Raw genomic sequence first — 25,408 nt, 5'->3', positions numbered from 1 at the left:
CACCGACGATTTCTCTCATTTAGGAGAACTCGTCGGCGTTTTTTATTTTAATTCAGATTGGAGGTTGTTCATTGATCCAGTTCCCTTTTCTTTCTCAGAAGCTGCTGAAATTCCTTTTCCAGTTCTTCTGACGGCTCGATACTTAAGCGGCCGATTACCGCTGCTATTTTCGTTTCGAGCACAAGGCGTTTGTCTTGCTCGGTGTCATGCCTTTTTCTAGGTTTGTTCTTTTTGAATTGACTGTAGCTTCCTTCAAACACCCGAATCTGTTGCTTGCGGATTTCCACTATGCGCGTGGCAATATTTTCAATAAAACGACGATCATGTGAAACGAAGATGACGCTTCCTTCATACTCTTTAAGCAGCGATTCCAACGCGGTAACCGTTCCCATGTCGAGGTAATTTGTCGGTTCATCAAGAATCAATGTATTCATATCGCTTAGAAAGAGCTTGGTCAGTGCCACTTTTACTCGCTCGCCGCCGCTCAATACTCCGACCGGCTTGTAAACATCGTCCTTGAAAAAATGCATTCTCGCGAGCACCGTTCGAATCAGTGTTTCTTCCTGTTTTGATGTCGAGCGGACGTTCTCGATGATCGGTTTCTCTTCGTCCAGGATATTGAGATTTTGACTGAAGTAGGCAATCCTCATAGATGGAGACAGCGTGATCCCCGGTTCCTGATTGATTATTTTCTTGAGCAATGTCGACTTCCCGCTGCCATTGGGACCAATTATGGCCAGTTTGTCGCCGCCCCGAACGAGAAAACGAGTTTTCTTCCAAAGAATACGGTCGCCAATCATCCCCGACACATCCTCCATGCGAAGAATAATTCGATTCTTGAACGTCTCTACATTGGGCAAGTTCATCTTAAGCAGCTGCGTTTCCTTAACCTTTTCTACCTTTTCCAGTTTTTCCAATCGTGTTTCAATTGCGTTCGCTGTTGTCTGCAATTTTTTTTGCTTTTTAGCGAAATAAGGCTTTGCTCCTGTAATCCTTGCTTCGGAGCCACTCAAATTTTTTGGCTTTTTCGTCGCCCGTTCCGCCTTTTCCTCTTTTAATTTCAACGCTTCTTCGAGCTGTCGCTTCTTTTTCTCATAATTCTCGTATGCATGTCGCTGCTCGGCATGCATCGCTTCTTTTTGCTTTTCGTATGAGCTGTAATTGCCGGTATATAGACTCAGCTTGCCATCTTCAATTTCCCATATTGTCGTGCACAACGCATCTAGAAAGGCACGATCATGCGAAACGATCACCAGAGCGCCTTGCCACGTCTTCAGTTTCTTTTCCAGCCATTCAATGTGATCCGTATCCAAATTCGTTGTCGGCTCATCCGCGAGCAACAGCTCTGGATTGCGTAGCAGCGCCTTTTGAATGTACTCCTGAGTGACTTCCCCGCCGCTTTTGGTCGTATCCGTCCGCTTTAACTGCGGCAACAGTTCACATGACACGTGTCGAATGACCGTTCCCTTTTCAGGTACGATTTCCTCTGCTAAGATATTGAGCAATGTTGTTTTCCCGCATCCGTTTCGTCCAACAAGTCCAATCCGATCCTTTTGTTGGATGCGCAGCTGATCAATATCGAGTAACAAACGGTCCTTAACGTAGTGTTTTATGCTGTGAGCTTCTAACAAGATCATCCAATCATCCCCATCTTTCCGTAATCAGAGGGACACAAAAAAGCCCTCTATCCACAATCAGAATAGGAGGCTGCACATATAGGCGAACACCAAAAAGACACTAGGATCTTTTCAAGCCGACTACGAATCACCAATCCTATTCCGAACTCCGTTTGAAGGCATAGTCGCAGTACGGTTTCCCTGCCGCTCATGACCTTCAATTGGCGGTTTCAAAAAATAGGATTAGTTTTTCATCGGCCCTTGGTTCACCCCTTCCGTTCATTCGATTACATTCAATGTAATCAAATTAAGCGCTGTTGTCAAACGGCAGAACATCCAATTAAAAAGCGATAGTCGCTGCTTCAATACTTTTTTCTTGAAAATGGATCGTTGGTTTTGTCGCTGTTCCAGACATACTCAATACCGTGAGCAATATCCGAAGCCTGTTCAGAGCCATATTGGTCGGCAATGAAGCCCAGCGTCATATCAATACCTGCAGAAATGCCAGAGGATGTATAATATTTTCCATCGGTAACCCACCGCGCGTGCTCTATCCAGTGTACCGCCGAGTTCACACTTTTCACCCAATCGAAAGCTATTTTATTGGAAGTCGCTTTCCGGCCATTGAGCAGCTCTGTCCGTGCTAAAAGGGCGGAACCGGTGCACACGGTTAAGCAATGGGCTGCTTGTTCAGCCGCATACTTCAATTTTCCTATAAAATCTTCATCCTGAACGAGCGGCCGTGTTCCTTGTCCGCCCGGGATCAGAAGAATTCCCGCTGCATTCGCTTGATCCATCGATTCGGTCATTATTGGCGTCTTCTGCCTGCTGGTCACTAAACCGCCACCCATTGATACAAAATGGAGCGCATAACCGCTGACCCTCCCAAGAACCTCAACCGGACCAAAAGCGTCCAGCGTTTCAAAATCAGGAAAAAGCAAAATGTTTATATCCATGCAGACTCCCCCCGTTCTTCCTTTTAACAGACATGAGTGGTAAAACAACGATTATAAAGGATAATCGTGATTAATGATATCGATCAGGCGTCCCGACTTTTCTGATGAAACAATTTCAGACAGTCTTGCCGCTGCTATGATCGGCGCCCATTGAAAAATGTCACACTCAGACCATCCACTTTGTTCGCAATAAAAATGCACATACATTTCTGCTAACTCAGTTGAAAATTGACAACATAAAAGATAGGTCCGATAGACATCGGCACGCATATCTCCTGAGCTGGCGTCCACCCAATCGATAACCCTATTTTTGTGGTCACCAACAATTATATTAAATGGATGATAATCCCCATGGCAAAGTCTATTTGCAAATGAGATTGAATCTAACTTTTGTAGTAAAGCAGTCTTAAGCCTTTCATCCAGATGATGTGCTGAACGAATTTGACGGCGTAGCTTTTTAGACATTGGTTCAAGATCATCTGCAATAATCTGATGAATGTTTTGTTGTACATCAACAAATACACTTATATACTCTTTTGCGTGCTTCACATCGTTCTTGATAAGTACGCCTAAAAGTCTTCCTTTGATATACTCCATTATAATTGTCTGTTTCCCATTGATTTTCGTGACATCGATTACTTTAGGAACAGAGAGTCCGCACGAGTAAGCATATCCTTGCTTATTTGCTTCATACGATGATTCCGTATTGGGCAAATAATCATTAAAAAGTTTATAAATCTTATTCTCGTGAAGGTAAATTTTCGCTGTATTTCCAATAGCTATAGGAGTTCCTAGTTCCACTGACTTGATCCCCCCAACCCTACAGATCGACACTTCGTTCGGCAGCGGATCAATCGAAAAATCACCGAAGCGGTACATCCAACCGGCAGTTGCCCAATTCGAGTGAATAACGCAGATCCTGATTGCCGCGTACGGTCATTCCAAAGTCTGTCGCGTACACAACCAGTCCCAACTGATGTCCGGCGGCTAATCGATGGAAGGTCGGCTGCAAATCTACATCAATACTATAAAATTGATCCGGTTTTAATTCGTCAACCTTCCAGGCATTTTCTCGATTCTGCAGGTTGATATGCCCCTTTGAAATCATTTTGAACGGTGTGGCAAACTTGGCCAAGGTAAATTCACGAAGCTGATCCTCACGCCAACGATAACCCAGACCTATTTTTCTCATAGGAATTGGCGTTGGAGATACGTTGAATCGTTTTGCTTCTCCGTAATCGACCAGCTGGAAGCTCAGCATACCAAAGGAATGGTTCGAGGACGCCTGAACATGAACGCGCACCCGTCCGTCAATGATCATGTCCTTATCTACAGGAACCGTTTTGAACAGCAGGCGATTTGCGCTCAAATCATTTGGTTCCTCAGCCAAGATATCGCGTTGCCATTGGTCAAGATGCTCCGCATAGCGCTTAAAGTGATCGAACGGAAGACTGTCTTTGAAGGTCACCACTTTGTAACCAGTTGAAGCAATGTCTAACTTTCCTTCAGAAAAGTGATAGGTTTCCCTCGCCATGCTCGGCTCAGACCAATCTTGATAGACCGTCCATGTCTCAGGAATCACATTGTCCTGCACAATCACGTTGGGTAAAAGCTCCTTCGCCCCGTTTTGGACACCGTAGAGTTCATGACTGATCCACAGGTTGATCATGTCTGTGTAATCAATCGAACGAAAAGCATTAATGTAGATGTGCTGCCCTTGGTGCAGAATGATTTTCTTCGTCACCGGCACGTCCCGCAGCGCCTGCCAAAGCTGTTCCACCTGACCCGGTTTCACATTCCAATCATTCAAACCGTGAACCATCAGCACGTCGCATTTAATGTTCTTCACCTTTTTAAGATAGTTGCGCGCGTCCCAGAACGTATTATAGTTGCCGGATTCACGCTCCATGTCGCGTGCCATCTTCTTCATCTGCATGTCAAAGTAATCTTTGATGTGCAAATGATAATCGGCAGCGGCCTTCATCCGGCTCATCGTTTCAATCGCCAGAACATCGGCATCTTCACCTGGATAACCATCCGGGGCGATCATTAGCCCGCCTTCGCGGTAATAGCCATACCATGAAGAGATCGCCGCTTCGGAAATGATCGTCTTTAATCCCTCAACTCCGGTTGTGGCGGCAGCAGTCGCTAAGGTTCCCAGATATGAGCGGCCAGTCATCGCCACAGAACCATTGCACCACCATGCGGTGATCGCGATGTGATCTGTTCGATTCGTATACGCGCACCGTTTGCCATTGAGCCATTCAATGACATTAATTGTGGCTTCTGTTTGCTGCGGATTGCCGCAGGTCTGAATCCCGTCCGAGTCTAGAGTGCCAATGCCCGCGGAATATACAGCCGCAAACCCTCGCGCCAGGAAATAATCGTTCAATGTATAGGAATATTCGCGGCTGAACGTCTCCGCTGCGTATTTTGTTTCTCCATTGATCGAGCGAGGATCAGGCAGCTCCATTTTTTCATCATGATACGCGATGTCTTTATAGCTGAGATTATTCGGCTGCTTTTCGGTCAAGGGGACATTAACTTTATGCATTGCTTTAGCTCCGGCTTCATCATTCGTATCCTGATTGTAAGGACTGGCCGTAAAAAGTGCCGGAACCTTCAATCCATTTTCCGTATCCGCCGGACGTATGATTTCAACCTTTAACAGATCCCTGTTGCCGTCATGATCCGAATCAACAGAAGACTCGACATAAACGACCTCACAAATCAGCTTGGATGTATCAAACACAGCTTGGGATTTACCATTGAAAAAAAGCGGCTTCTGCCGCGCGGACAGGTCATAAAACGGAACAAAATAGCCCTGATTCGTCAGCAAATCGAGAAATGTCTGCCCATCCTTGGTGTGCGTGGTCAGCAATAAATACCAGGCGTCCAATACCTGTGCCCTGGTCCATGCTCCGACGGCCTCAAGCATCGGCAGCTGCATCTCTTTCATCGCGGCAAGCGGTTCATCCATCGAAAAATCGTCCCCCGGCAAAAAACCGCACAGCTGCAGCACGACTAAATAGAAGACTTCTGCCGTAATCGGTTCGCCAGCATTCAAGTAGTCTTTGAGATCAGTATCGGGAGTCGCTAAATAGTTTCGCAGTTTCGTATCAAATCCATGTTCGCCCTGCACGTTTACACATGCTTTTCTGAGCAGCAAACGATAGGCTGCTGCCGATGTCGATGCCTCGTTAACTTCATTATCCATAAAATGAATCTGCTGTAATTCATCGATCACAGTCTGGTGATCGGCGCTTATCCGTGCAAATTGATTGTTTTTCATCAACAAAACTCCTCAGTAAGTAACTGCAATCATTATAGCACTCACTGAGGATGTATTTGATCTATTGAAACGGCAGCTATGAATCGTTCTACTGAATATTAATCCCTCTCCAGTTCAGTAATTGTCGGTTCATCATAGGAAACAATATCGATTATGTGATTTAAGCAAGGGATTTGATAGTGAGTAAACTGTTCGTCGGGAACTAATTCCTCAGCGATCGTTCCGCGTTTAACAAAATCCAAATATCTGGACTTGGAATAAATACGGAATATCTTTCCTTTGAATTGTTCATAGTCATCTATTACAGTAAATGATTCGTTAATAACGGAGTAGGATACATAGGTGTCAAAATACAGTTGCAAAATGGGCTGATGCGTATCAGCCTCAATAGCGAAAGTTTCAATCTGCTGATCGCCAAGGTCAGCCAATCCTTTTTTATCGTTAACCATGCATCGATCAATGCGTACACACAGTGCATTTTCTTCGGGTTCAAACAATTGATTTAAATAGATGTAACCCTCAATACCCATCAAATATCGATAATCCATTAACTACAACTCCTCGTCAGCAAAAGTATGTTTCATTCACTATAAAGCAAAGACAAACTTTTTAGTCGAATACATGAATCAATGTGCAGAAGCTGTTTCATGATTTCTCCAAATCGCATCACCTATTTTTGACGATTTTCAAACGATCTCCAGATAACTTGTATCATCCAATAATTTTACAGATATATGATGCTGTAGGGAGCTCATCGAAGTGCGTGCTGCTCATAAGCCCCGTTGGTCGGAATGTGACCAAATTCTAATCAAAGAGATGATCTGTATAAACCCGGATAACCGAACAGAAAGGATGATTGAAGCATGGAATCTAATGGAAGAACGCTGCGGTGCCAATCTGCAAACGTTATCTTATTTAATAATTTTAAGTATTTGGTACAGTCCAGCTTTCAAAACGCTCATAACCTCCACCGACATCCTTTGGAAAATGTGCATCAGATCCGAAAACAAGCGGAATATGTTTTTGAACGATTTTAATCATGCATTCATCAGAAGGGTAAGGCTCGCCACACCATTCTTTAAACATACCGGACGTGTTGTAATCGAGCATATATTCACCAATAAGTACCTCATTCAGAAAGCTATCAATAAGCCGTTCTGTTTCCGCAGAAAAGCCGGTATCTTCTTTTGTAAAATAATTTTTAAACTTTCGGCATAATGTCATATGACCAATTCGCTTTGGTTTATAAATGCCGAGATCTGCTTTTACCATATGACGCATCATCTCGAAATACGCCTCTTGGGCAAATTGAAAGCTGCCATAAAAGGCTGCGATTCCTTGCAGATAGTCTTCTGCGCTATAGTCAATGGCCCGATAACCTCCGCTTCCTTGAAGAAAATGCAGGGAAAGGATACTGTTGTCACTGTATTGACCATATTCATTTAAAAAGGCTCGCGTCCAATCTTCGTAATCACTGAGATAATCGATTTCAAAGCCAACATGAATATTCAGATGAGAACGATACTTCTGTTTTAAACGATTCATTTTCTTTAGGTAGGGCTCTACATCATGAATCGCTATACCCGCTGTATCAATTGCTCTTTGGGCACCAGCGCACCGAGCTAAGAAATCAGGCGGAAGCGGCGCGTGTTCCGTAATCGAATAATCGGTCATTCCCTGCTTTATTGCCGATCGGATGAATAGTTCTGTATCCTCGCCCGATCCATGTGGACAAAATTCACTGTGTGTATGCCCATCCCATTTCATAGCTGTCTTTCCCCTAACTCGGTCTAAAATTTTGGTGGTTGTTATTGATGCAGTGTCACGACATCCTCTTGACGAATAAAGAGCGTGACATCTTTTGATTCATCCAATTCTGCTTGTCCTTGATTTATCCGGTCAACCCAAAGTGTCCCATGCTGTGTTTGAACCGTGCAACGAACCACATTTCCAAGAATATGCCGCTCTATGATTTGTCCCACCACTGAAACAGCATGAGCCTGAGGTGTGAAGTCAATGGCCTCCGGACGCAAAACATACGTACTTCCATCCTTGTCCAGAGAGCCAAATAGTTGCTCAACCTGCATTTTATTTAGTTTGTTGTAATTACCGATAAAACCGGCAACAAATTCATTTTGCGGATGGAAATAAACCTCGCTTGGTGTACCTTCTTGAGCAATTTTTCCCTTGTGCATGACAAAGATACGATCGGATATCGTCATCGCTTCTTCCTGATCATGCGTAACAAAAATCATCGTGATGCCCAGCTTTCTTTGCAAGCGGCATAGTTCGAGCCGCAATTGCCTGCGGATCTGCGCATCGAGTGCACTGAGCGGTTCATCAAGAAGAAGAACCTTAGGCTCAACAACAATAGATCGTGCAAGAGCGACACGCTGCTGCTGCCCACCCGATAATTCACTCGGGTACGACTTAGCCTTATCTTCAAGTCCTACTAATTCTAAGATTTGAGCGACCTTCTTGTTCACCGCATCCTTCTTGACCCTTTTCATAGCTAGACCGAACGCTACGTTATCGGCTACAGTAAGGTTGGGAAACAGGGCGTAGGACTGGAAAACCATTCCTACTTCCCTTTTTTTAGGTGCGAGCTTCGTTATGTCCTGTCCATCGATCATAACTTTTCCGCTTTTAATTGAGTTAAGGCCGGAAATTCCCCGCAACAAGGTCGATTTCCCGCAACCGCTTGGACCGAGAAGCGAAATTAATTGACCCTTTTCAATCGATAGATTAAGATCCGTAAGAATCATTTTTCCGCCAAGCTCCAGATTCAAGTTTTCAATGGTTAAGTAGCTCATTTGCCGGGCTCCTTTTTACATTAGAATTTAAAGCAGCTTCATCGTGAGGTACAATGATACGTTTTCGGTTAATATTGGTCACTTTCACAATCAGCGCACTGACCATGATCAGCAGAATTAAGTAGGTCATGACCACGCTGCTCGACAGATGGCCATTAACTTTCATCACACGAAGCATATAAATACGAATGGTTTCAAAATCGCCGCCAAGAATCATATTCGTCAATTGAAATTCACCAAAAAATGCGGAAAAGGTCAGCAGGCTTCCGACCATGATGCCGATCTTGATGTTGGGGAGCAGAATGCGAATGAATGCGTAAACCTTTGAAGCGCCCAGCACTTCCGCTGCCTCCATTAAACGCGCGCCATCAATCTCCTGCAAACTACTGCGCACGCTTTGATACATAAAGGGCAGCGAATAAATAAAGAGTCCGCCGGATAAAACAGCAAACAGCGGAACAAAACCATTTGTATACGTCCGCATCAGACCCGTAGCCAGCACAACTCCGGGAATAGCATACGGCAACAGGACGGTTGGTTTAAAAAAACGATCATATTTAGGCAGATAGATCGCAACAAGTGCAATACTCGGGACGAGAATCACAAGTACGGCACCAAGTGTGACCACAGTCAACAGCAATGAACGTAAAATAGCTGCAATAAACTGGGGATCTTTATAGAGCTGGAGATACCATTTGAATGTATATCCTGAAGGGAAAATGGATTTACCCCATTCAGTGGCAAATGAATAGACGAGCGTAATCAAAATCGGCAGGCACATAAAGGCAACAAATAGGCTGATAATGAGCCGGTTCACATTTCTCATTTAAGATCCCTCCTAAAGAGACGCAGTAAATACTGATTCGCAATCAGAACAGCAATCATCAGTATCGAAAACAGAACGGCCATCGCACTGCCAATCTGAGGCTGGGCAAAAATATCACCGGATACCGAACTGGCAATGCGTGTGGTGACCAAGCTAACTGTGCCCCCAACCAAGGCATAGGCCGTTTCATAGGTCCCCATTCCATTCGCAAACAGAATAATGAACGTCCCAAGAACACTGGGCAAAATATGAGGGATGCCAATACGCGCCCAAAAGGAAAAACGGCTGGCTCCGAGCAATGAAGCTGCCTCAGCCCAACGCTGATCCATCCCTTTAAATGCAGGATACAAAAATAACACACCAAGAGGCACTTGAAAATAGACATACGTTAATGCAAGACCCTGCCATGAATACAAATTAAAAAAGCTCTGTAAAGAAATGCCCATATGCTGCAAAACCAACGTCACAAATCCTGCGTTGCCCAGCAAAATAATATAAGCAAAGGCAAGCGGTACACCGGCAAAGTTTGCCGTCATGTTAATAAATAAAATGATCCGTTCCTGTGCTTTCTCATTCATCCGGGCAAGTGCCGCAGCCACGAACAGTGCTAGAACAAGACCTGCAAGTGCAGAATAGATTGAAATAAAGAAGCTGTTGCGAAACGCGTCATAATAGAACGGCTGACTCAGGATCTGCATGAAATTCGCAAACGAGAATCCAGCACCGCTTTGATCACCGAAACTTTGCCGAATCATAATGACAAGCGGTACCGTAAGAAATAAAAGCAATACGGCCGCAAGCGGCAAAAGACAAGCTTGAGCTTGTCTCTTCCAATGCTGCTGCAAATTTCTTCACTCCTTTACTAAATAGATTCTGAAGATGTGCGCAATCCGGGAAATTCAAGACGTTCCATATCCCGTGTGGATTCAATGTTCATTAGATGACAAGCAAGCGGCGCGACCATCAGTTCCGGTATTTGTTCCTCAACAATTTGCGGAACTACTTTGTCTGATATTATGAACAGTGGTACTTGGCGAACACCGGTACGTGTTCCTCCGTGATGCCCGAATTCATCCATACCATGGTCGCTCGTGACGATGACTTGATAGCCTGCCCGTATCCATGCGGGCAGACATTCGGCAAGGATCAAATCCGCCTTATCAACAGCTGCGCGATATTCCTTGGAATCTGCCGTGAACTTGTGGCCCGTATCATCTATATTCATTGAATGAATGTAAAGAAAGTCAGGCTGGTAGTTTTCAAGCAGATAGTTTGCTTCTGCGAAAACATGCGAATCAGGATATTGGTCTTCAAAATAGAAGATCCCATGCTGAATCGGCAGTTCGCTGTTATGCTGAATACGATCCTTTTGAAAAGAAAACGGTGCGTGTTGATAAAGTTCACTCACCCAGTAATAGGCAGCTGCCGCGGTTACTCCCCCCGCTTCACGAACACGATGGAACAAGCTTTCCTGTCCGGACAAACGGACACTTAAATTGGAGACAATCCCACTCTTATACGGTGGGGTACCGGTCAAAAGAACTTGATACATCGGACGTGAATTACTCGGCAATTCGGAAAGTACCTGATACCGAGCCGCTTGACCTTTCTCAACGAGATGGCCCAAGAAACCAAGTTCCTCTACCGCCGTATCGTAACGACAGCCATCAAGTGTGATCATGACCAGCTTATTGCTTTGCATTGGCAAGAACCTCCTGCTGCCATAACTGCGGTAAGGTTTCCGCTGTCTTTGTCCATGTCGCAACATCTTGAAGTGGAACAACATTCTTGTATTCATCTTCAGGAAGCAGCTTATCCTTAATGGATGCAGGAAGTTTTACATCGGATCGGATCGGCTTTGCGTACCCCTTAGCCAAGTTCGCTTGTCCTTCATCAGAAAGAATGTATTCACGCGCGAGCTTTGCGGCATTCGGATGTGCAGCATTCTTATTAATTATTGATGAATAACCGAACATCAGTGACTTATCTTCAGGAATGCTAACCGCAAAACGGCTCTTGTAAATTTGATCGCGATAGCCTAGGCCGAGGAAGTCCCAAATAACGGCAACATCTACTTCACCTTTTTCCAAGTTCGGAATTGATGAATCAATTGTAGACAAACGGCCTTGTTTTGCAATTTTTTTGAAAAAATCAATACCCGGCTGAATGTCGCTTGCGCTTCCACCGTTTGCCAAAGCTGCCGCTAGTACCGTCATCTGTGACATTGCGCCCTTCGTCACATCACCAATCGATATCTTATAATCTCCATTCAACAGATCATCCCATGTCTTCGGAGGATTTTTCACATTTTTCGTATCCGTTAAGAAAGCGAGTGTTCCTGTATAACTGGCAGCGTAATAGCCGTCTTTATCCTTCGCCCATGATGGAATGCTTTTCCAAGTTGTCGTTTTATATGGAATCGTCAATTTTTTATCTTTTGCAAGTACTCCAAAATTCAGACCGACATCACCAATATCTGCTGAACTGTCTGACTTTGGTGTTTGAAACTTGGCCAATTCTTCAGCACTGGACATGTCTGTATCCGTATGCTTAATGCCGTACTTTTTGGTGATGTCATCCCATGTATCTTTCCAATTTGCCCATGCATCAGGCATACCGACGCTGGAAATCTTTCCTTCTTTCTTCGCCGCTTTTGTAATAGAAGAAAGAGATTGGTTATTATCCGTTGAAGCAGTTCCTGAAGATCCGCAAGCCGCTAAACTGGATACAAGCAGAACACTCGCCGTGCATCCGACAACACATTTACGCAGTTTTTTAAAGGAATTCTGATTAATCATTACCATGCTCCTTTTGTTTATTTATTTGTTTTATTTGTATTAGCACTTTAATCATACATACAAAATGTAAACAAACATCGTTACACAGATTAAAATGATGTAAATATCAAAGACAAGCATGGAAAATGATGTAATAATAAAAAACAGGTAGGAGATGAACATGATGAACTCGTCATTTGATTACAGAAAAGCGTTTATTTTAAATACCTTGGCAGCTTCCAAACGTGTCAGTGTCACTAAGCTTGCCGAAACACTTGCTGTAACCCCTGAAACCATACGCCGTGACTTATCTGCATTAGAAAAACAAAAACAGCTGCTCCGTGTACATGGAGGCGCGATCTGCTATGAAAAACAAGTTACTGAACCCCTATTCGTCAGGAAAACAAACATTAAGAAAAAAGAAAAACGGCGAATCGGTACGTTCGCCGCTAAATTAATAAAGAATGGAGACACCGTCGTCCTCGATTCGGGAACAACAACATTAGCATTATGTGAATGTCTTCAACAGGTTTTTGATGTCACCTTTTTGACTCATTCACTAGCCGCCGCCTGGTGTCTAAATAAAAAAATTGAGCAGAAACAGCTGATTGATTGCCAATTGATCGTTTTAGGCGGTGCTGTCTATCCCGAACAACGGTCAATTAAAGGGACATTAACCGAGCGTATGCTCTCATCATTTAAAGTTAATAAAGCATTTATCTCCTGTGGCGGTTTAAACGAGCAGGTAATCAGCGACTATGACTTAGAAGAATGTCAGATTTCGTCAATGATGATCGACGCGGCGGATGAGAGCTATTTACTTACCGATGCCACAAAGCTGAGGAAACAAAACTTCTGCACCATAAAACCTACCTCGAGCATCGATCACATTATCTGCGATGCCGAACCCGATGAAGGATGGAGAGCACTGTGTGAGGAAGAACGTATTTTTTGGCACCGTGTGTAAGTCAGATTATTCATTTCTAAACTGCATCGGATGAACCCTTGCCCCTTCGTATACTGCCTATTTTTTCTCGACCTGATAGCGAAGAACCGTCTTGACTTTTTCAGGCGCAGTTCGCCGCGGATCTGAAAGATAGATCTCACGATGTGTTTGGGTCGTTCTCAGATAGCCCTGTTCGCTGCAGAATTCAGCCATCCGTTCAAAACTGGCCGGCTCATCATCATAGCTTCCCTTATGAAGCATTTGGCAGCAGAGTCCTTCATCCATTGCAGAGAATCTCACTTTGTCTAAAAGAGGATTAGGCTTTTTCTTTTTTGTTTCAGACAAAAATCGCTCAAATAATTCATTGGTGAGAAAATCAGGCTGACGAATCATCAAAGTGTATTTAAAATTACTTTTTACGGTTGTCGGCACGGTTTTATCTACCAAATCCCAGATACCTTCAAGCGGAAAAACAATATATTCATAATAACCTTCAGGGACCAGCTTGCTCTTATAGGACATTTTAACCGCATAACTCAAACTGTAGAGAGCGGCTGTCGCCTGAGAAAATCGCTCACCATTAGGATCGCCGCTCCCCTCAATCATGGCAAAACGAATCTCAGGAACGCGTACAATAACCGGTTTTTGTTTGGGCAGATATAATTCTTTAAAATCTTTCTTATAGTCTACTTTATTCATGGGCTTCTCCCAGTTCATTTAGTGAGATGTACACATGTATTTCGGCATGATTCATATCGCTGTCCCCCTGATATTCCTCAAAGTCACAGCTGTATTTTCTGTCTAAATCCATAGACCAAAGCTCCGCCCAAAAGGCTCCGACAGCAGTTTGAACATTCCCACGCACAATGAACTTGGCGTATCTTCCCGCAGGAATGGTATGAACCTTAATGTTTTCAGTGAGTCCTTTTGTTTCTTCCACTTCACAGCACACCATGACATCGTATGTTCCATTCACGTCACTCTCATAATTTGTATAAAGACCTATTGTATTCTCATTTTTTTTCGTGGATATCGTTTGATAAACGCCGTCCCCAAGAAAATTTTCCCATAGCGCTCCGATGTCTCGCCCCATATTCGCATCATCATTACTTGTCCGGATTTTCAGACCGGCTACCGTTTTTTCTTCTAACTGCACAACTTCATAACTCATCATCTATACCTCGTTTCATTCAATAATGCACTCAGTATAGCAGTGTTAATATGACAGCTGTCTGTCATATTATAGATACCGATTTAAACCTTCTTTGAATCTTGTTTTTATGAATTTACGAATATGTTTTGGCTCTAAGACCTCGGCATGGCGGCCATAGGATAAGATGTAGCCATACACCCATTCACTTTCAGGAAAAGTCACGGTAACTGTAAAATTTCCATCTTCATGTTTTCGAATGCATGTCGGATCGAATTCATCATAGATTCTGTAAGCAACCGCTTCGTCAAATTCAATTTTGAGTGTGACCTTAGGGACTTGATCCGATTTGAACTTGCTCCAAATATCATTTGGAACTTCCCTTTCAAAGATTTGACCCAGCGTATTGAGATTTTTCATTCGCGTTATTTTAAACAGCCTAAAATCTTGTTTCAGCTGACAATAACCATACAGATACCAATTCTGTCCTTTAAAAATGATCTTTAGCGGTTCTGCTTTTCGCTGCGTTTTTTCACTATAGGAACTGAAGTAATCAAAAGTCACTAATTGGTGTTTTAAAATAGCAGCCTTTAATTCAGTAAATTTTCGCTGTTCATCATCACTGCTGCCCCATTGAGAAAAATCAATAGCAATCCAATTCGCGCTTTGCTTGTTAAAAAATGCGCTTAATTTATTCAGCACTCTATCTGTATTTGGAACGTTCAAGGCGCTTAGGCTCTGAAGGCTCATCAATACTTCATTCTGCTCCTGTTCGCTAAGCAATGATTTATTGAGCACAAAATTTTCGAGAAGCCGAATCCCGCCGCCCTTTCCTCGATCCGTATAAATCGGTATCCCGGACGCCGATAAAAGTTCAAGGTCACGATGGATTGTTCGAACAGATACCTCAAATTCAGAAGCCAGCTCCTTAGCTGTAACCTTCTTTTTATCAAGCAAACGATACACGATCGCAAACAGCCTGTTGATTTGCATGGCAATACCCCACGATTATTATATGTAAGCTGTCCATCCAACAGTTTTAATCAATAGAAAGGACCATTGAAATGGATTACTGCATCATTATCCTTAATTTTTCCTCAGTAGCTGTTTCCGGAACAGGTGTGTAAATACTCAGTCTCAAGTCATCGTTCCCCTGCACATCTAAAGAGGCTAGATTAAATTCCATTTTACCTGCTTTTGAATGCCGGAATTCAATTAATACCTCGGGTGCGGTATTCACGTCACTCTGCTGCCAAAGCGTTTGAAATTCAGGATAGACTAGATTCATATTGTCAATAAACTGTTTATACCAGTCGTCCTCGACATACCGCCCATAGTAAACACGAAAGATGGCCAGAAATCCTCTGACAAAATGTTCCCAATTTACAGCCAGCGATTTTAATTCCTTACGAGAAAAGAGCAAACGAATGAGGTTGCGCTGCTCAAACGGAATCTTTTCAAAATCGAGAAACACATAGGCAGCCGCACGATTCCAACCGACAATCTGGCAATAGCGATCTGTGACAACGGCGGGGCAATAATTCAATGATTCTAGAATTGCCCTTATGGATGGGGTCATTTTTGTTTGCACCGCTTTTGTCTGCGAAAGTTTGGCATTCACATTCAACGACAGATTGTAAAGATAAGTCCGCTCGTCTTCGGTCAATTGCAATGCGGAAGATATAGCATCGAGCACACTTGATGATACTTTAATATTCCTTCCCTGTTCCAGCCATGTATACCAGGTTGTGCTCACGTTGGCTAACTGAGCGACTTCCTCTCTCCTGAGCCCCGGCGTCCGGCGTCTGATCCCTCTTGGAAAGCCTACAGACTCCGGTGAAATTAATGCACGCTTCTTTTTTAAAAAACTTGAAAGCGCCTCATGCCTTGACTTCTCACTCATCTTTTATCCTCTTTTATCTTATTCTATTATTAATTATACCAGTATAAACAGCAACTTGTAATAGGATAAATAAGGAGTGAAAATGTAAGCAACAATCAAATTCGAGGGGGAATCTCAATGGAACGCGTTGTTGTTACCGGAATGGGCGTCATTTCACCACTAGGCAATGATGTGGCTACGTTTTGGAATCATTTAATTAACGGAAAATCAGGAATTCGAAAAATCGATACATTTGATACCGAACAATATAAAACAAAGATTGCCGGTCTTGTTAAGAACTTCAACGCAGCCGCGGTGATTGGCAGAAAAGACGCGAGAAGACTGGATCCCTTTTGCCATTATGCATTGGCCGCCGCTGCTCAGGCTTGGGACGATGCTAAACTTGAATTCGATAGGATTGATCCTGACCGTGTCGGTGTTTATGTCGGTTCAGGGATTGGCGGCATTCAAACGTTGCTTAATAACGCTGAAAAGCTGCGCGAGCGTGGCCCGCGACGAGTCAGCCCGATGCTTGTGCCTACAATGATCGCCAATATGGCGGCTGCCAAAATAAGCATCAAGTGGCATGCGTCGGGCCCGTCCATGGCTCCTGTAACCGCCTGCGCGATCGGCAATACATCCATCGGTGAAGCATTTAAATTGATTCGCAGTGGTGAAGCAGATGTCATGTTCGCCGGTGGAACTGAAGCCGCGGTCAACGAGCTCTCGCTGGCAGGGTTTGAGAATGCGACCGCACTCTCCGCAAGAAACGATGAACCGGAAAAAGCGAGCAGACCTTTTGACGCAAACCGAGATGGATTCGTCATGGCTGAGGGTGCAGGAATCATTATTTTAGAGTCACTCACCCATGCTTTAAAAAGAAACGCACCCATTTACGCTGAGATGATTGGGTATGGAGCAAGTTCAGATGCTTATAATATGGTAGCCCCTGACCCTGAAGGAAAAGGTGCATATTTGGCAATGAAAAACGCCCTTAACGATGCCAAACTATCGGCGGATGCAATCGATGTGATTAGCGCGCATGCAACCAGTACAAAACCGGGAGATTTGTCTGAGACATCGGCTATTAAACGTTTGTTCGGAAAAAAATCCTACGCTATTCCGATCATAGCGAACAAATCGATGACCGGACATATGCTTGGCGCAACCGGTGGTGTTGAAGCTGTAGCGCTTGTTAAAAGCCTTCAAGAAGAGATCATTCCTCCAACTATTAATTTGGAGACGGCGGATTCTGAGTGTGATCTGGATTACACAGCAAATGTCGCACGCAAACAACACCTCAACATTGGACTCTCTAACTCTTTTGGCTTCGGAGGACACAATGCGGTGCTGGTCATAAAAAAATATACCGCCGCGCGTGAATGAACCACTGATACCACGATTTTCCCAAATTTGATGCTGGACAACCCGATTCGAAAAAATCATAATTGTTGGTAATCAATGCTCTGCCACTGGATGCATGAAGACTGGAGGCTGTCAAACAGATGGAACAAATTAAGGATAAGGTTGTTGTCATTACCGGCGCTTCAAGCGGAATTGGCGAAGCCACTGCCCGAAAGCTTGCTCAAGAAGGAGCCAAGCTCGTTCTCGGCGCGCGCAGGACAGAAAAACTAGAAGCATTAGTTTCTGAAATCATCGGCAATGGCGGAGACGCCTGTTATCAAAAAACAGATGTTACAAATAAGGAAAACGTTCAATCACTGATTGATCTTGCTATTGAAAAATATGGCCGAATTGACGTGCTCTACAACAACGCCGGCCTGATGCCGCTGTCCCCGCTTCGCGATTTGAAGGTTGATGAGTGGGAACGGATGATTGATGTCAACATCAAAGGCGTGCTTTATGGCATTGCGGCCGCGCTTCCCATAATGCGTCGTCAAAAGTCAGGACACATCATCAATACCGATTCAGTTGCCGGTTTCGCTGTCAATCCGGGCGGATGGGCCGTTTACAGCGGTACGAAATTTGCCGTTCGGGCGATTGCCGAAGGCTTGCGGCTGGAGGAATCTCCGTACAGCGGTATTCGCGTCACCGACATTTCCCCCGGTGCCGTTCAGACGGAACTTCCTACGACAATTACCGACCCGGAACTCAAGAAACAAGTCGAGGAAAAGGAAAAATTCAACGGCATTAAGCCGGATGCGATTGCCAATGCGGTTGCCTATGCAATCAGCCAGCCGAGCGATGTATCGATCAACGAAGTGATCATACGCCCGACCGCGCAGAGAAATTGATTGAATGCAGAGTCATGCAAACAAAATCGAACATCAAAAGAATCGGAGAGGTATCCTTTATGGATTTCCTTCGATTCTTTTTTCAATGCTCGGCATTTCCAACATCATGATTATCTAAAGGTAAACGTCCGTTTTATATTCTTCCGGTTTAATATCGCTTTGATCAATTGTCTACCTGATGCCGCCGGCCATAAAATGATCTTTTGGGGACATCGCACGCATAAATTCCGTTCTTCAAGAAGCGAAAACACAGAGTTATCCGGTATACGGCTTGATCTGGATCATGGTATCTTACCTGCTCCCCGTCTATGATTAACAGAGGAACACCGGTGTTTTTCTCAATTCGGTCGCGTCAAACTTGCTTCATCGGCAGTGATACAGGATGAATCTAGAAAACCTTGAACTGGAGGAATGGACGATGGAAAGTACGATGTTTTGCTACCAATGTCAGGAAACAGCAAGAGGCAGGGGATGTACGTTAGTCGGTGTCTGCGGGAAAAAGCCTGAAGTAGCTGCCGCACAAGATTTACTCGTATACGCCACAAAAGGACTCTCTGCGGTAATCACGCGGCTGCGTGCTGAAGGCAAGACAATTCCCTCCGATATCAACCATTTAATCACAGAAAATCTTTTTACAACCATTACAAACGCTAACTTTGATGAACAAGCCATCCGTTCACAAGTCACGGCAACTTTGACAGTAAAAACGAAGCTGATTGACCAATTAGCAGATAAGAAGAATCTCCCGGATGCGGCGCTCTGGACGTCTTCCGATTATCAAAGTGTTAATCAAACGCATTTAGGCGTTCTCTCGACAAAAAATGAAGACATCCGCAGCTTACGCGAACTGATTACCTATGGCCTGAAAGGACTCTCCGCCTATATCAAACACGCGAACGTACTGCAAAAGGGCAGCGAGAAAATTAATGAATTTATACAATACGCATTGGCAGCAACTTTGAACGACCGTCTAGACGCAAAAGCGCTCACAAGTCTGCTACTTGAAACCGGACATTTTGGATTAAAGGGCATGGCTCTGCTCGATCAGGCAAATACGGATGCTTACGGACATCCAGAAATAACGGAAGTTAATCTTGGCGTGAGACATCATCCGGGAATTTTAATTTCAGGACATGATTTGCGCGATATTGAGATGCTGCTTGAGCAAACGCAGGAAACAGGTGTCGATGTCTACACACACTCTGAAATGCTTCCCGCGCATTATTACCCCGCATTTAAGAAGTATCCGAATTTTGTGGGAAACTATGGAAACGCATGGTGGAAACAGAAGGAAGAATTTGAACGTTTCAATGGCCCGATACTCATGACAACGAATTGTATCGTTCCGCCAAAAGCCAGCTATAAGGATCGATTATACACAACAGGTGCCGCAGGTTATCCGGGATGCACACATATAGCCGGAAAAATTGGCGAGCAAAAAGACTTCAGCAAACTGATCGCACACGCTAAAAAATGTTCGCCGCCTACTGAGATTGAAACCGGAAGAATTGTTGGCGGTTTTGCCCACGAGCAAGTCTTTGCACTCGCAGATAAAATTGTCGCTGCGGTCAAGTCCGGCCACATTAAAAAATTCGTTGTCATGGCCGGATGCGACGGGCGCACCAGATCACGAAACTACTATACCGACTTTGCCAAAGCACTACCTAAAGACACCGTGATCTTAACGGCAGGTTGTGCAAAATATAAATACAATAAACTCAACTTAGGCTCCATTGACGGCATTCCGCGCGTACTTGACGCCGGTCAATGCAGCGACTCCTATTCTTTGGCTCTGATTGCCCTTAAGCTAAAAGAGATTTTCAATTTAAATGACATCAATGACCTGCCAATCGTTTTTAATATTGCTTGGTATGAGCAAAAAGCAGTCATTGTACTCTTGGCCCTGCTGTACCTTGGCATTAAGAACATTCATCTCGGACCTACCCTGCCCGCTTTTCTCTCACCGGCCGTCGCCGACCTGCTAGCCGAACAATTCGGGATCACCGGTATAGGATCTGTTCAGGATGACTTGGAATTGTTAGTCAACTAATCAGCTTCGTTAAATAAAACCGCGATCCGCTTTATTGGATCGCGGCTTTTTATACGCCCGAACTTCGTTTACACATCAGCGTCCTGCTTCACTTGTTTGCCGCTTCAGAAAACCAAGCTGCATGCATGTTATCCATGTCACTAGGAATGTGCAGTCACCGCTGCCTGCCTGCTTCATGCGTTCCTAAGTAGATTTTATTAAACGGAGATTATCTCAACCGCTCAAGGTGCAGCGTCACCGGTTGATTGTTTCCCATCGTTGCACGATACAAACGGATCGTTCCAGTAGTCGGTTCGGAAGCATCCGAATGAACCTCAAAGTCTTTATTCAATGCCAGCGTCCAAACAGCTTGATCGTTTCTCTTTAGTACTACGGCCAGTGTGCCATACTGAACAATACGGTTCCACTCAAATAGTTCGTTTGCGCCATCTTCAGTCACCAAAATGCCTTTCGTACCGCTGATCACCAATGCGCTTCCACCCTGCCATTGTCCATGAATTTCCGCACCTACATAATAGTAGGATCTGCCTCCTCCGCGATCTCCATACGTACCGATGAACTGCTGAATTTTATCATCTGCATCCGTGTACGTCAGCGCGGCAATATCATTCGCTAACCACTTTACTTTATATCGGCCCTTTAAATCCTGTGGAAGAACTTTTTTGGGGCGGCAAAAAATACCATAGTAGCTCCGATAATAAACGGTCGCTCCAATCGCCGGATTTTCTTTAACAACGAACACATGCTTCCGATCCGGCGATATGCTGGTGATGTTGGTGACGTTCCGATCACTTTCAACAAGCAGAATTCCATTCACAATAAGAAACAAAATGGCCGCTCCGGAAAGCATCCATATCATTCTTCGTGTGAGTGCAAGTAAAAGCAAAAGAGACAGGGTTATGAAAAAAAAGCACAGACTATTGATGATGAAGAAGAGCTGATGATCAATATATTCGACTTGAAAAAAACGATGCATGAATAAATAGCCAATCTGCAAACAAAAAAAACCGATAGCAAGCAATAATGAGCACCAGCCCAAGACCGTCGTCCATTTATTCCTGTTCACTCTCATCCGGCTGCACCTCCTCAGAAAAAGCCCATGTTCTTCCATTATCTTTTGAAGTGAATTTTCCTTTCACTTTTCCGCCCTCATAGTCACCGTTTGGACCTTGATTCACAAAAACGGTTAAATGATTCCCATCTTTTGTCGGAATTTCCGCTGAAACAAAGATCTTCAAGTATTTATTGGGGAGCGTGAATACCGCCCTTGACCAGGACTTTCCTCCATCTTCTGTCACGTAAAGCTGCGGATGCTCCGGATTAATCGTTCCAAAGGACAAGAAGCCGATGGATTCATTAACAAAGCCGCCATCCGAAATTAACGCTGTAACCCCTGTAGAAGCAGTTTCCTTCCAGCTGCGCCCTCCGTCCTGTGTTAAAAAAACTCTTGAGATTTCCTGAGCCATCGTTCGATCGCCGGATAAAATAACATAGCCAAAGCGCTCATTCAGAAAACCTACTTTTCTAAAACGCAGGGAAGCAAAAGAGGTCGTTACTGTGGAATGGTGCCACGTTTTCCCTTGATCAAGGGAATAGGTGAGTGCAGTGCTTTTATTTTCCGAATCTGTACCGTCCAAATGCAGGAATGCCGCCCGATGTTTGGTAAGCAGATAACTGCCGTCAATTAATTCCCGTTTGTTTCCGCTATAGTCTCCGCCAAATAACTGATCCTGATCAACCGGAACCTTGACCCAGCTCTTCCCATGATCGTAAGTTATGTTCAACGCTTCTTTTTGTAACGAGTAGCTTATGGTGTCATTTGTGAAGGGGCTCAGCCGCTCAGACTGCGCGTGTCTAGGCTTGTTCTGTGCGCCAATGAACTGACTTTGACTGCGTGCCGGTATGAGGCGAATAAGATTTTCATAGTTAAATAGTGTCATAATCAGAGCGATTAGCATAAACCCGCATATGCTAAGCAATATTGGTTTCAAAGAAAGGACTCCTTCTATTGAATGTGGAAAAATTCCGGAGATTTTCTTCAACAATACCAAAGGCGCTCTTATTATTCAAATTCAAGGAGAAAATCATACTCTCCTCCGCTGCCTCTCGTGACGCATTTTTATTGACATCGCCAAAAGTTGTAACTATAATGATTACATCGTGTAGAAAGACTTCTATTGAAAATCTTTTATTATCTATTTGTTGTAACAAAAACAGTTATAAATAATCTTTTTAAATTGGAGGGATTTTTTATGAAATTGTTAGTGACCGGAGCCAGCGGAAAACTTGGTTCAAAGGTTGTTGCAACACTCTTGAGAACGGTCCCGGCAAACCAAATTGCTGTCAGCGTCCGTAACCCAGAGAAAGCAGACCATCTTCACACTCAAGGTGTGGATGTTCGTTACGGGGATTTTGACAAACCAGAAAGCTTGGATCGCGCTTTCGCAGGCATTGACCGGCTGCTGATCATTTCGACAACCGGCGACACTGAAACCCGCACTCGTCAACATGCAAATGCCGTATCAGCGGCAGAGCGTGCCGGCGTAAAATTTATTGCCTACACGAGCATTGTCAATGCTCAGAAAAGCACCAATGCGCTCGCACCAACCCATCAGGCAACAGAACAGGCCATTTTAAAAACCGGCATTCCATACGCCTTTCTGCGCAACAACTGGTATTTGGAAAATGAACTGTCGTCGATTCAGGGTGTGCTCGCCGGCGCCCCTTGGATAACCTCCGCAGGAGACGGCAAAGTCGGCTGGGCATTGCAGCAGGATTATGCGGATGCCGCAGTGGCAGTACTCACCGGCAGTGGCCATGAAAACACAATCTATGAGCTGTCGGGAAAACTGCGGACTCAAGAAGAACTGGCATCTGCGCTTGGTGACGTCATTGGCAAGAACATTTCGGTGCGGCACGTCGATGACAAGACCTACACGAAGCTCACGGAACAAGCCGGAGTGCCCGAATTTCTTTTACCCATGCTTGAAGGTATTCAAAAGGACATCCGCGAAGGCAGTCTTGAAGTAACAAGCAATGATTTTGAAAAGCTTCTCGGTCGTCCGCTTGTGCCGATCAAACAGGCCCTTACAACACTGATTCAAGAGCATTCACAAACAAAATAAATGCGTAGTTATACCGGCCGGTCTTTCTAAATGCTGAAAGACCGGCTTTTTTATGCGAAAATTGTCATCGTTTTCAGGAGCCGTGAATTTCATAAGTCAATTGATCCGACACGTTAGGCCGGCTAATCTGAATAGAGACATCCACTCGCTTCGTATCTTTAGGTACTTCAAATTGTGTCACATGCGAAAAATCCACCCCCGCTATATTGTGAAATAGTGCCGGCTGCTTCCAGTGAACAAGATAGGAATGAGATGCATGTGTAGCCGCACTGTCGTCCATGAACTTTTCTTCAGATCGATTGTCCGGCAAAGCAGATGGTGTGTAGGATTTGTTTCCAACGGAAAGCTGATGCAGGACAAATGCCGATGTGTTGGCCCATGTCTGCACGGCATCATTCGATATTTGATCGAATTCCTGCCGATACTGTATGGAGATCGCCGTCGGCTTCATGTTTGCGGGACTGTAGTCAATCCGCTCACTCCCCACAAAGGCAAAGGTTCGTTGTCCTTCATGAATGAGATTCAAGCTGACCCGCATGAATTTTACTCGTTGCGGTACTTTTGATTGCACCGCTTGAGACAATGCCTGAGCGTAATCCCTTTTTGAAAGTTTCTGCGAATCACTTGAGGTAACTTTCAGATACGTCATTGAGTGAGCAACAATCTCGCCTTTCAACTGTTCGAGGTGCCGCCGTTCTACATCGGACAGATGCGCAACCGCAAAATCCGATAGGCCGTATGTTTCCAAATTCACGGCGCTCCGACTCTAATTATCTGCGTTCAATGCTTGGTGTTTTGTCTGCAACGTTTCAGGATTTACAATAACGGAAGATTGATAAAGCTGATCGAGGAACGTATAGCAAGTATAAATGAGCAGCAAAACGATAATCGCTGTACAGGTCATTAATATTCTTTTATTAATCAGGTAACTCTCCCTTCAAGAACGGCTGATGTTTAAGTATAATAATACCAGCAATACGTAAAAAATCGAATGGATTGGGGATCTTTTCTGTGGGATTCAATCAAATAATCATAGGGTTTGTTTTTATCTTTTTCCATTTCACCATCAGTTCGATTGATATCCTGCCTGATTTCATTGGCTACCTCTTTATCTTTTACGGAACGCGCAGCTTATTATCTCATTTTCATAATGATCGGTTCATCAATGTAAAATGGTCGAGTCTGCTACTCATCGTTCTATCCGCTCTTGATCTCTTTATTCATCATTCTGCGGTTCTAAATGGCGTTATTGATAACAATCAGCTAAGCGGCAGGCTGTTTTCATTTATCTCGTTTATCGTCACAGCTACCCTGCTTGCTTTCAGTATTTATCATTTGTGCAAAGGCATTGAACTTGAAGCCCGGCGTATCGAAAATGCCGAGCTCACTTCAAAAGCAACGTGGACCTACAAGTTCTTTTTTTCCTACCAACTCGTAACAGTCATTTTCCATACAACAGCTCTTTTCATTGCAAAAAGATCACTGGAACTCAATCTTACCGGAACGACGGGAACGATACTCTTTATCGCACTCTTTTTTTCATGATTTCTGCTGCCGCTCAAATATTCCTTCTGTTAAATAATGCGAAGAAAGTGCTTGCAGAAACAATTGAAAACAAATCATGAGTATTAACTGAGTATATAAAATACTCAATGCAATCTTTTGTGTGAAACAGTGGCAATTTGCCTTATAATTGATACGCAATAGTAAGCGCTTACCA

General features: G+C 44.2%; 24 protein-coding genes. 6 read left to right on the top strand and 18 right to left on the bottom strand.

Annotation, left to right across the window (positions count from 1 at the left end):
- Window positions 1-68 precede the first annotated feature (68 nt).
- From NIE88_RS06305 to NIE88_RS06255, 11 genes are all read right to left on the bottom strand, one after another.
- A complete protein-coding gene (locus tag NIE88_RS06305) occupies window positions 69-1,637 on the bottom strand; it encodes a Vga family ABC-F type ribosomal protection protein (RefSeq protein WP_253060457.1) in 1,569 nt (522 codons plus the stop codon).
- A gap of 341 nt (window positions 1,638-1,978) precedes the next feature.
- The gene (locus NIE88_RS06300) at window positions 1,979-2,572 is read right to left on the bottom strand and encodes a DJ-1/PfpI family protein (RefSeq protein WP_253060455.1); all 594 of its coding nucleotides are present in this window, start codon (window positions 2,570-2,572) and stop codon (window positions 1,979-1,981) included.
- 51 nt (window positions 2,573-2,623) lie between these two features.
- Complete coding sequence (locus tag NIE88_RS06295) at window positions 2,624-3,373, bottom strand: aminoglycoside phosphotransferase family protein (protein WP_253060445.1); 750 nt, start codon at window positions 3,371-3,373, stop codon at window positions 2,624-2,626.
- Between the two features lie 61 nt (window positions 3,374-3,434).
- Window positions 3,435-5,864: a Xaa-Pro dipeptidyl-peptidase gene (locus NIE88_RS06290; RefSeq protein WP_253060436.1), complete on the bottom strand. Its 2,430-nt coding sequence runs from the start codon at window positions 5,862-5,864 to the stop codon at window positions 3,435-3,437.
- A 98-nt stretch (window positions 5,865-5,962) separates the two neighbouring features.
- The gene (locus NIE88_RS06285; protein ID WP_253060434.1) at window positions 5,963-6,412 is read right to left on the bottom strand and encodes a hypothetical protein; all 450 of its coding nucleotides are present in this window, start codon (window positions 6,410-6,412) and stop codon (window positions 5,963-5,965) included.
- Between the two features lie 376 nt (window positions 6,413-6,788).
- A complete protein-coding gene (gene hisJ, locus NIE88_RS06280) occupies window positions 6,789-7,631 on the bottom strand; it encodes a histidinol-phosphatase HisJ (RefSeq protein ID WP_253060428.1) in 843 nt (280 codons plus the stop codon).
- A gap of 41 nt (window positions 7,632-7,672) precedes the next feature.
- Window positions 7,673-8,677 carry an ABC transporter ATP-binding protein gene (locus tag NIE88_RS06275; protein ID WP_253060426.1) on the bottom strand — a complete coding sequence of 335 codons (1,005 nt, stop codon included), beginning with the start codon at window positions 8,675-8,677 and terminating at the stop codon, window positions 7,673-7,675.
- Window positions 8,658-9,503, bottom strand: coding sequence for an ABC transporter permease (locus NIE88_RS06270; RefSeq protein ID WP_253060424.1), 846 nt, complete (start codon window positions 9,501-9,503; stop codon window positions 8,658-8,660). The genes NIE88_RS06275 and NIE88_RS06270 overlap by 20 nt, the downstream gene beginning before the upstream one ends.
- The gene (locus NIE88_RS06265; RefSeq protein WP_253060422.1) at window positions 9,500-10,348 is read right to left on the bottom strand and encodes an ABC transporter permease; all 849 of its coding nucleotides are present in this window, start codon (window positions 10,346-10,348) and stop codon (window positions 9,500-9,502) included. The genes NIE88_RS06270 and NIE88_RS06265 overlap by 4 nt, the downstream gene beginning before the upstream one ends.
- Before the next feature lie 17 nt (window positions 10,349-10,365).
- The gene (locus NIE88_RS06260; RefSeq protein WP_253060420.1) at window positions 10,366-11,205 is read right to left on the bottom strand and encodes an alkaline phosphatase family protein; all 840 of its coding nucleotides are present in this window, start codon (window positions 11,203-11,205) and stop codon (window positions 10,366-10,368) included.
- Window positions 11,192-12,301: an ABC transporter substrate-binding protein gene (locus NIE88_RS06255; protein WP_253060418.1), complete on the bottom strand. Its 1,110-nt coding sequence runs from the start codon at window positions 12,299-12,301 to the stop codon at window positions 11,192-11,194. Before NIE88_RS06255 ends, NIE88_RS06260 begins: the two co-directional genes overlap by 14 nt.
- 163 nt (window positions 12,302-12,464) lie before the next feature.
- Here NIE88_RS06255 and NIE88_RS06250 point away from each other — a divergent pair, with 163 nt between their 5' ends.
- Entirely contained in the window at window positions 12,465-13,247 is a 783-nt protein-coding gene (locus tag NIE88_RS06250; protein ID WP_253060416.1) for a DeoR/GlpR family DNA-binding transcription regulator, read from the top strand.
- Between the two features lie 57 nt (window positions 13,248-13,304).
- Here the strand turns inward: NIE88_RS06250 and NIE88_RS06245 are convergent, their stop codons facing one another.
- From NIE88_RS06245 to NIE88_RS06230, 4 genes are all read right to left on the bottom strand, one after another.
- Window positions 13,305-13,925, bottom strand: coding sequence for a GyrI-like domain-containing protein (locus tag NIE88_RS06245; RefSeq protein ID WP_253060414.1), 621 nt, complete (start codon window positions 13,923-13,925; stop codon window positions 13,305-13,307).
- A complete protein-coding gene (locus NIE88_RS06240) occupies window positions 13,918-14,397 on the bottom strand; it encodes a GyrI-like domain-containing protein (RefSeq protein ID WP_253060407.1) in 480 nt (159 codons plus the stop codon). The genes NIE88_RS06245 and NIE88_RS06240 overlap by 8 nt, the downstream gene beginning before the upstream one ends.
- Window positions 14,398-14,466: 69 nt before the next feature.
- Window positions 14,467-15,369, bottom strand: a complete 903-nt coding sequence (locus tag NIE88_RS06235) for a helix-turn-helix transcriptional regulator (protein ID WP_253060405.1) — start codon at window positions 15,367-15,369, stop codon at window positions 14,467-14,469.
- A gap of 76 nt (window positions 15,370-15,445) precedes the next feature.
- Window positions 15,446-16,279 (bottom strand): helix-turn-helix transcriptional regulator, encoded by an 834-nt coding sequence (locus NIE88_RS06230; protein WP_253060403.1) that lies wholly within the window; start codon window positions 16,277-16,279, stop codon window positions 15,446-15,448.
- A 117-nt stretch (window positions 16,280-16,396) separates the two neighbouring features.
- Between NIE88_RS06230 and fabF the strand changes: the two genes are divergently transcribed.
- The 3 genes from fabF (at window position 16,397) to hcp (ending at window position 20,563) form a co-directional block, all read left to right on the top strand.
- Window positions 16,397-17,644 carry a beta-ketoacyl-ACP synthase II gene (gene fabF, locus NIE88_RS06225; RefSeq protein ID WP_253060401.1) on the top strand — a complete coding sequence of 416 codons (1,248 nt, stop codon included), beginning with the start codon at window positions 16,397-16,399 and terminating at the stop codon, window positions 17,642-17,644.
- Between the two features lie 119 nt (window positions 17,645-17,763).
- Window positions 17,764-18,513 carry an SDR family oxidoreductase gene (locus NIE88_RS06220; protein ID WP_253060389.1) on the top strand — a complete coding sequence of 250 codons (750 nt, stop codon included), beginning with the start codon at window positions 17,764-17,766 and terminating at the stop codon, window positions 18,511-18,513.
- A gap of 418 nt (window positions 18,514-18,931) precedes the next feature.
- Window positions 18,932-20,563 (top strand): hydroxylamine reductase, encoded by a 1,632-nt coding sequence (gene hcp, locus NIE88_RS06215; RefSeq protein ID WP_253060387.1) that lies wholly within the window; start codon window positions 18,932-18,934, stop codon window positions 20,561-20,563.
- Window positions 20,564-20,771: 208 nt separating this feature from the next.
- Here the strand turns inward: hcp and NIE88_RS06210 are convergent, their stop codons facing one another.
- Both NIE88_RS06210 and NIE88_RS06205 read right to left on the bottom strand, forming a co-directional pair.
- On the bottom strand, window positions 20,772-21,635 hold the full coding sequence (locus NIE88_RS06210; RefSeq protein WP_253060385.1) for a hypothetical protein: 864 nt from the start codon (window positions 21,633-21,635) through the stop codon (window positions 20,772-20,774).
- On the bottom strand, window positions 21,616-22,554 hold the full coding sequence (locus NIE88_RS06205; RefSeq protein ID WP_253060383.1) for a WD40/YVTN/BNR-like repeat-containing protein: 939 nt from the start codon (window positions 22,552-22,554) through the stop codon (window positions 21,616-21,618). The genes NIE88_RS06210 and NIE88_RS06205 overlap by 20 nt, the downstream gene beginning before the upstream one ends.
- A 261-nt stretch (window positions 22,555-22,815) precedes the next feature.
- Here NIE88_RS06205 and NIE88_RS06200 point away from each other — a divergent pair, with 261 nt between their 5' ends.
- Complete coding sequence (locus tag NIE88_RS06200) at window positions 22,816-23,688, top strand: SDR family oxidoreductase (RefSeq protein ID WP_253060381.1); 873 nt, start codon at window positions 22,816-22,818, stop codon at window positions 23,686-23,688.
- Between the two features lie 73 nt (window positions 23,689-23,761).
- Here NIE88_RS06200 and NIE88_RS06195 read toward each other — a convergent pair whose 3' ends face one another.
- A complete protein-coding gene (locus NIE88_RS06195) occupies window positions 23,762-24,436 on the bottom strand; it encodes a hypothetical protein (RefSeq protein ID WP_253060379.1) in 675 nt (224 codons plus the stop codon).
- A 263-nt stretch (window positions 24,437-24,699) separates the two neighbouring features.
- On the opposite strand from NIE88_RS06195, the gene NIE88_RS06190 reads away from it, so the two are divergent.
- Window positions 24,700-25,233 (top strand): hypothetical protein, encoded by a 534-nt coding sequence (locus NIE88_RS06190; protein ID WP_253060377.1) that lies wholly within the window; start codon window positions 24,700-24,702, stop codon window positions 25,231-25,233.
- The last annotated feature ends 175 nt before the right edge of the window (window positions 25,234-25,408 follow it).

The organism is Sporolactobacillus shoreicorticis, from assembly GCF_024125445.1.
Lineage (GTDB): Bacteria > Bacillota > Bacilli > Bacillales > Sporolactobacillaceae > Sporolactobacillus > Sporolactobacillus shoreicorticis.
This window is presented reverse-complemented; position numbering and strand designations above follow the sequence as displayed.

Coding starts and splice junctions, on each gene's coding strand:
- NIE88_RS06305 (WP_253060457.1), bottom strand. CDS start 1,637: ATGATCTTGTTAGAAGCTCACAGCATAAAACACTACGTTAAGGACCGT.
- NIE88_RS06300 (WP_253060455.1), bottom strand. CDS start 2,572: ATGGATATAAACATTTTGCTTTTTCCTGATTTTGAAACGCTGGACGCT.
- NIE88_RS06290 (WP_253060436.1), bottom strand. CDS start 5,864: ATGAAAAACAATCAATTTGCACGGATAAGCGCCGATCACCAGACTGTG.
- NIE88_RS06285 (WP_253060434.1), bottom strand. CDS start 6,412: ATGGATTATCGATATTTGATGGGTATTGAGGGTTACATCTATTTAAAT.
- hisJ (WP_253060428.1), bottom strand. CDS start 7,631: ATGAAATGGGATGGGCATACACACAGTGAATTTTGTCCACATGGATCG.
- NIE88_RS06275 (WP_253060426.1), bottom strand. CDS start 8,677: ATGAGCTACTTAACCATTGAAAACTTGAATCTGGAGCTTGGCGGAAAA.
- NIE88_RS06270 (WP_253060424.1), bottom strand. CDS start 9,503: ATGAGAAATGTGAACCGGCTCATTATCAGCCTATTTGTTGCCTTTATG.
- NIE88_RS06260 (WP_253060420.1), bottom strand. CDS start 11,205: ATGCAAAGCAATAAGCTGGTCATGATCACACTTGATGGCTGTCGTTAC.
- NIE88_RS06255 (WP_253060418.1), bottom strand. CDS start 12,301: ATGATTAATCAGAATTCCTTTAAAAAACTGCGTAAATGTGTTGTCGGA.
- NIE88_RS06250 (WP_253060416.1), top strand. CDS start 12,465: ATGAACTCGTCATTTGATTACAGAAAAGCGTTTATTTTAAATACCTTG.
- NIE88_RS06245 (WP_253060414.1), bottom strand. CDS start 13,925: ATGAATAAAGTAGACTATAAGAAAGATTTTAAAGAATTATATCTGCCC.
- NIE88_RS06240 (WP_253060407.1), bottom strand. CDS start 14,397: ATGAGTTATGAAGTTGTGCAGTTAGAAGAAAAAACGGTAGCCGGTCTG.
- NIE88_RS06235 (WP_253060405.1), bottom strand. CDS start 15,369: ATGCAAATCAACAGGCTGTTTGCGATCGTGTATCGTTTGCTTGATAAA.
- NIE88_RS06230 (WP_253060403.1), bottom strand. CDS start 16,279: ATGAGTGAGAAGTCAAGGCATGAGGCGCTTTCAAGTTTTTTAAAAAAG.
- fabF (WP_253060401.1), top strand. CDS start 16,397: ATGGAACGCGTTGTTGTTACCGGAATGGGCGTCATTTCACCACTAGGC.
- NIE88_RS06220 (WP_253060389.1), top strand. CDS start 17,764: ATGGAACAAATTAAGGATAAGGTTGTTGTCATTACCGGCGCTTCAAGC.
- hcp (WP_253060387.1), top strand. CDS start 18,932: ATGGAAAGTACGATGTTTTGCTACCAATGTCAGGAAACAGCAAGAGGC.
- NIE88_RS06210 (WP_253060385.1), bottom strand. CDS start 21,635: ATGAGAGTGAACAGGAATAAATGGACGACGGTCTTGGGCTGGTGCTCA.
- NIE88_RS06200 (WP_253060381.1), top strand. CDS start 22,816: ATGAAATTGTTAGTGACCGGAGCCAGCGGAAAACTTGGTTCAAAGGTT.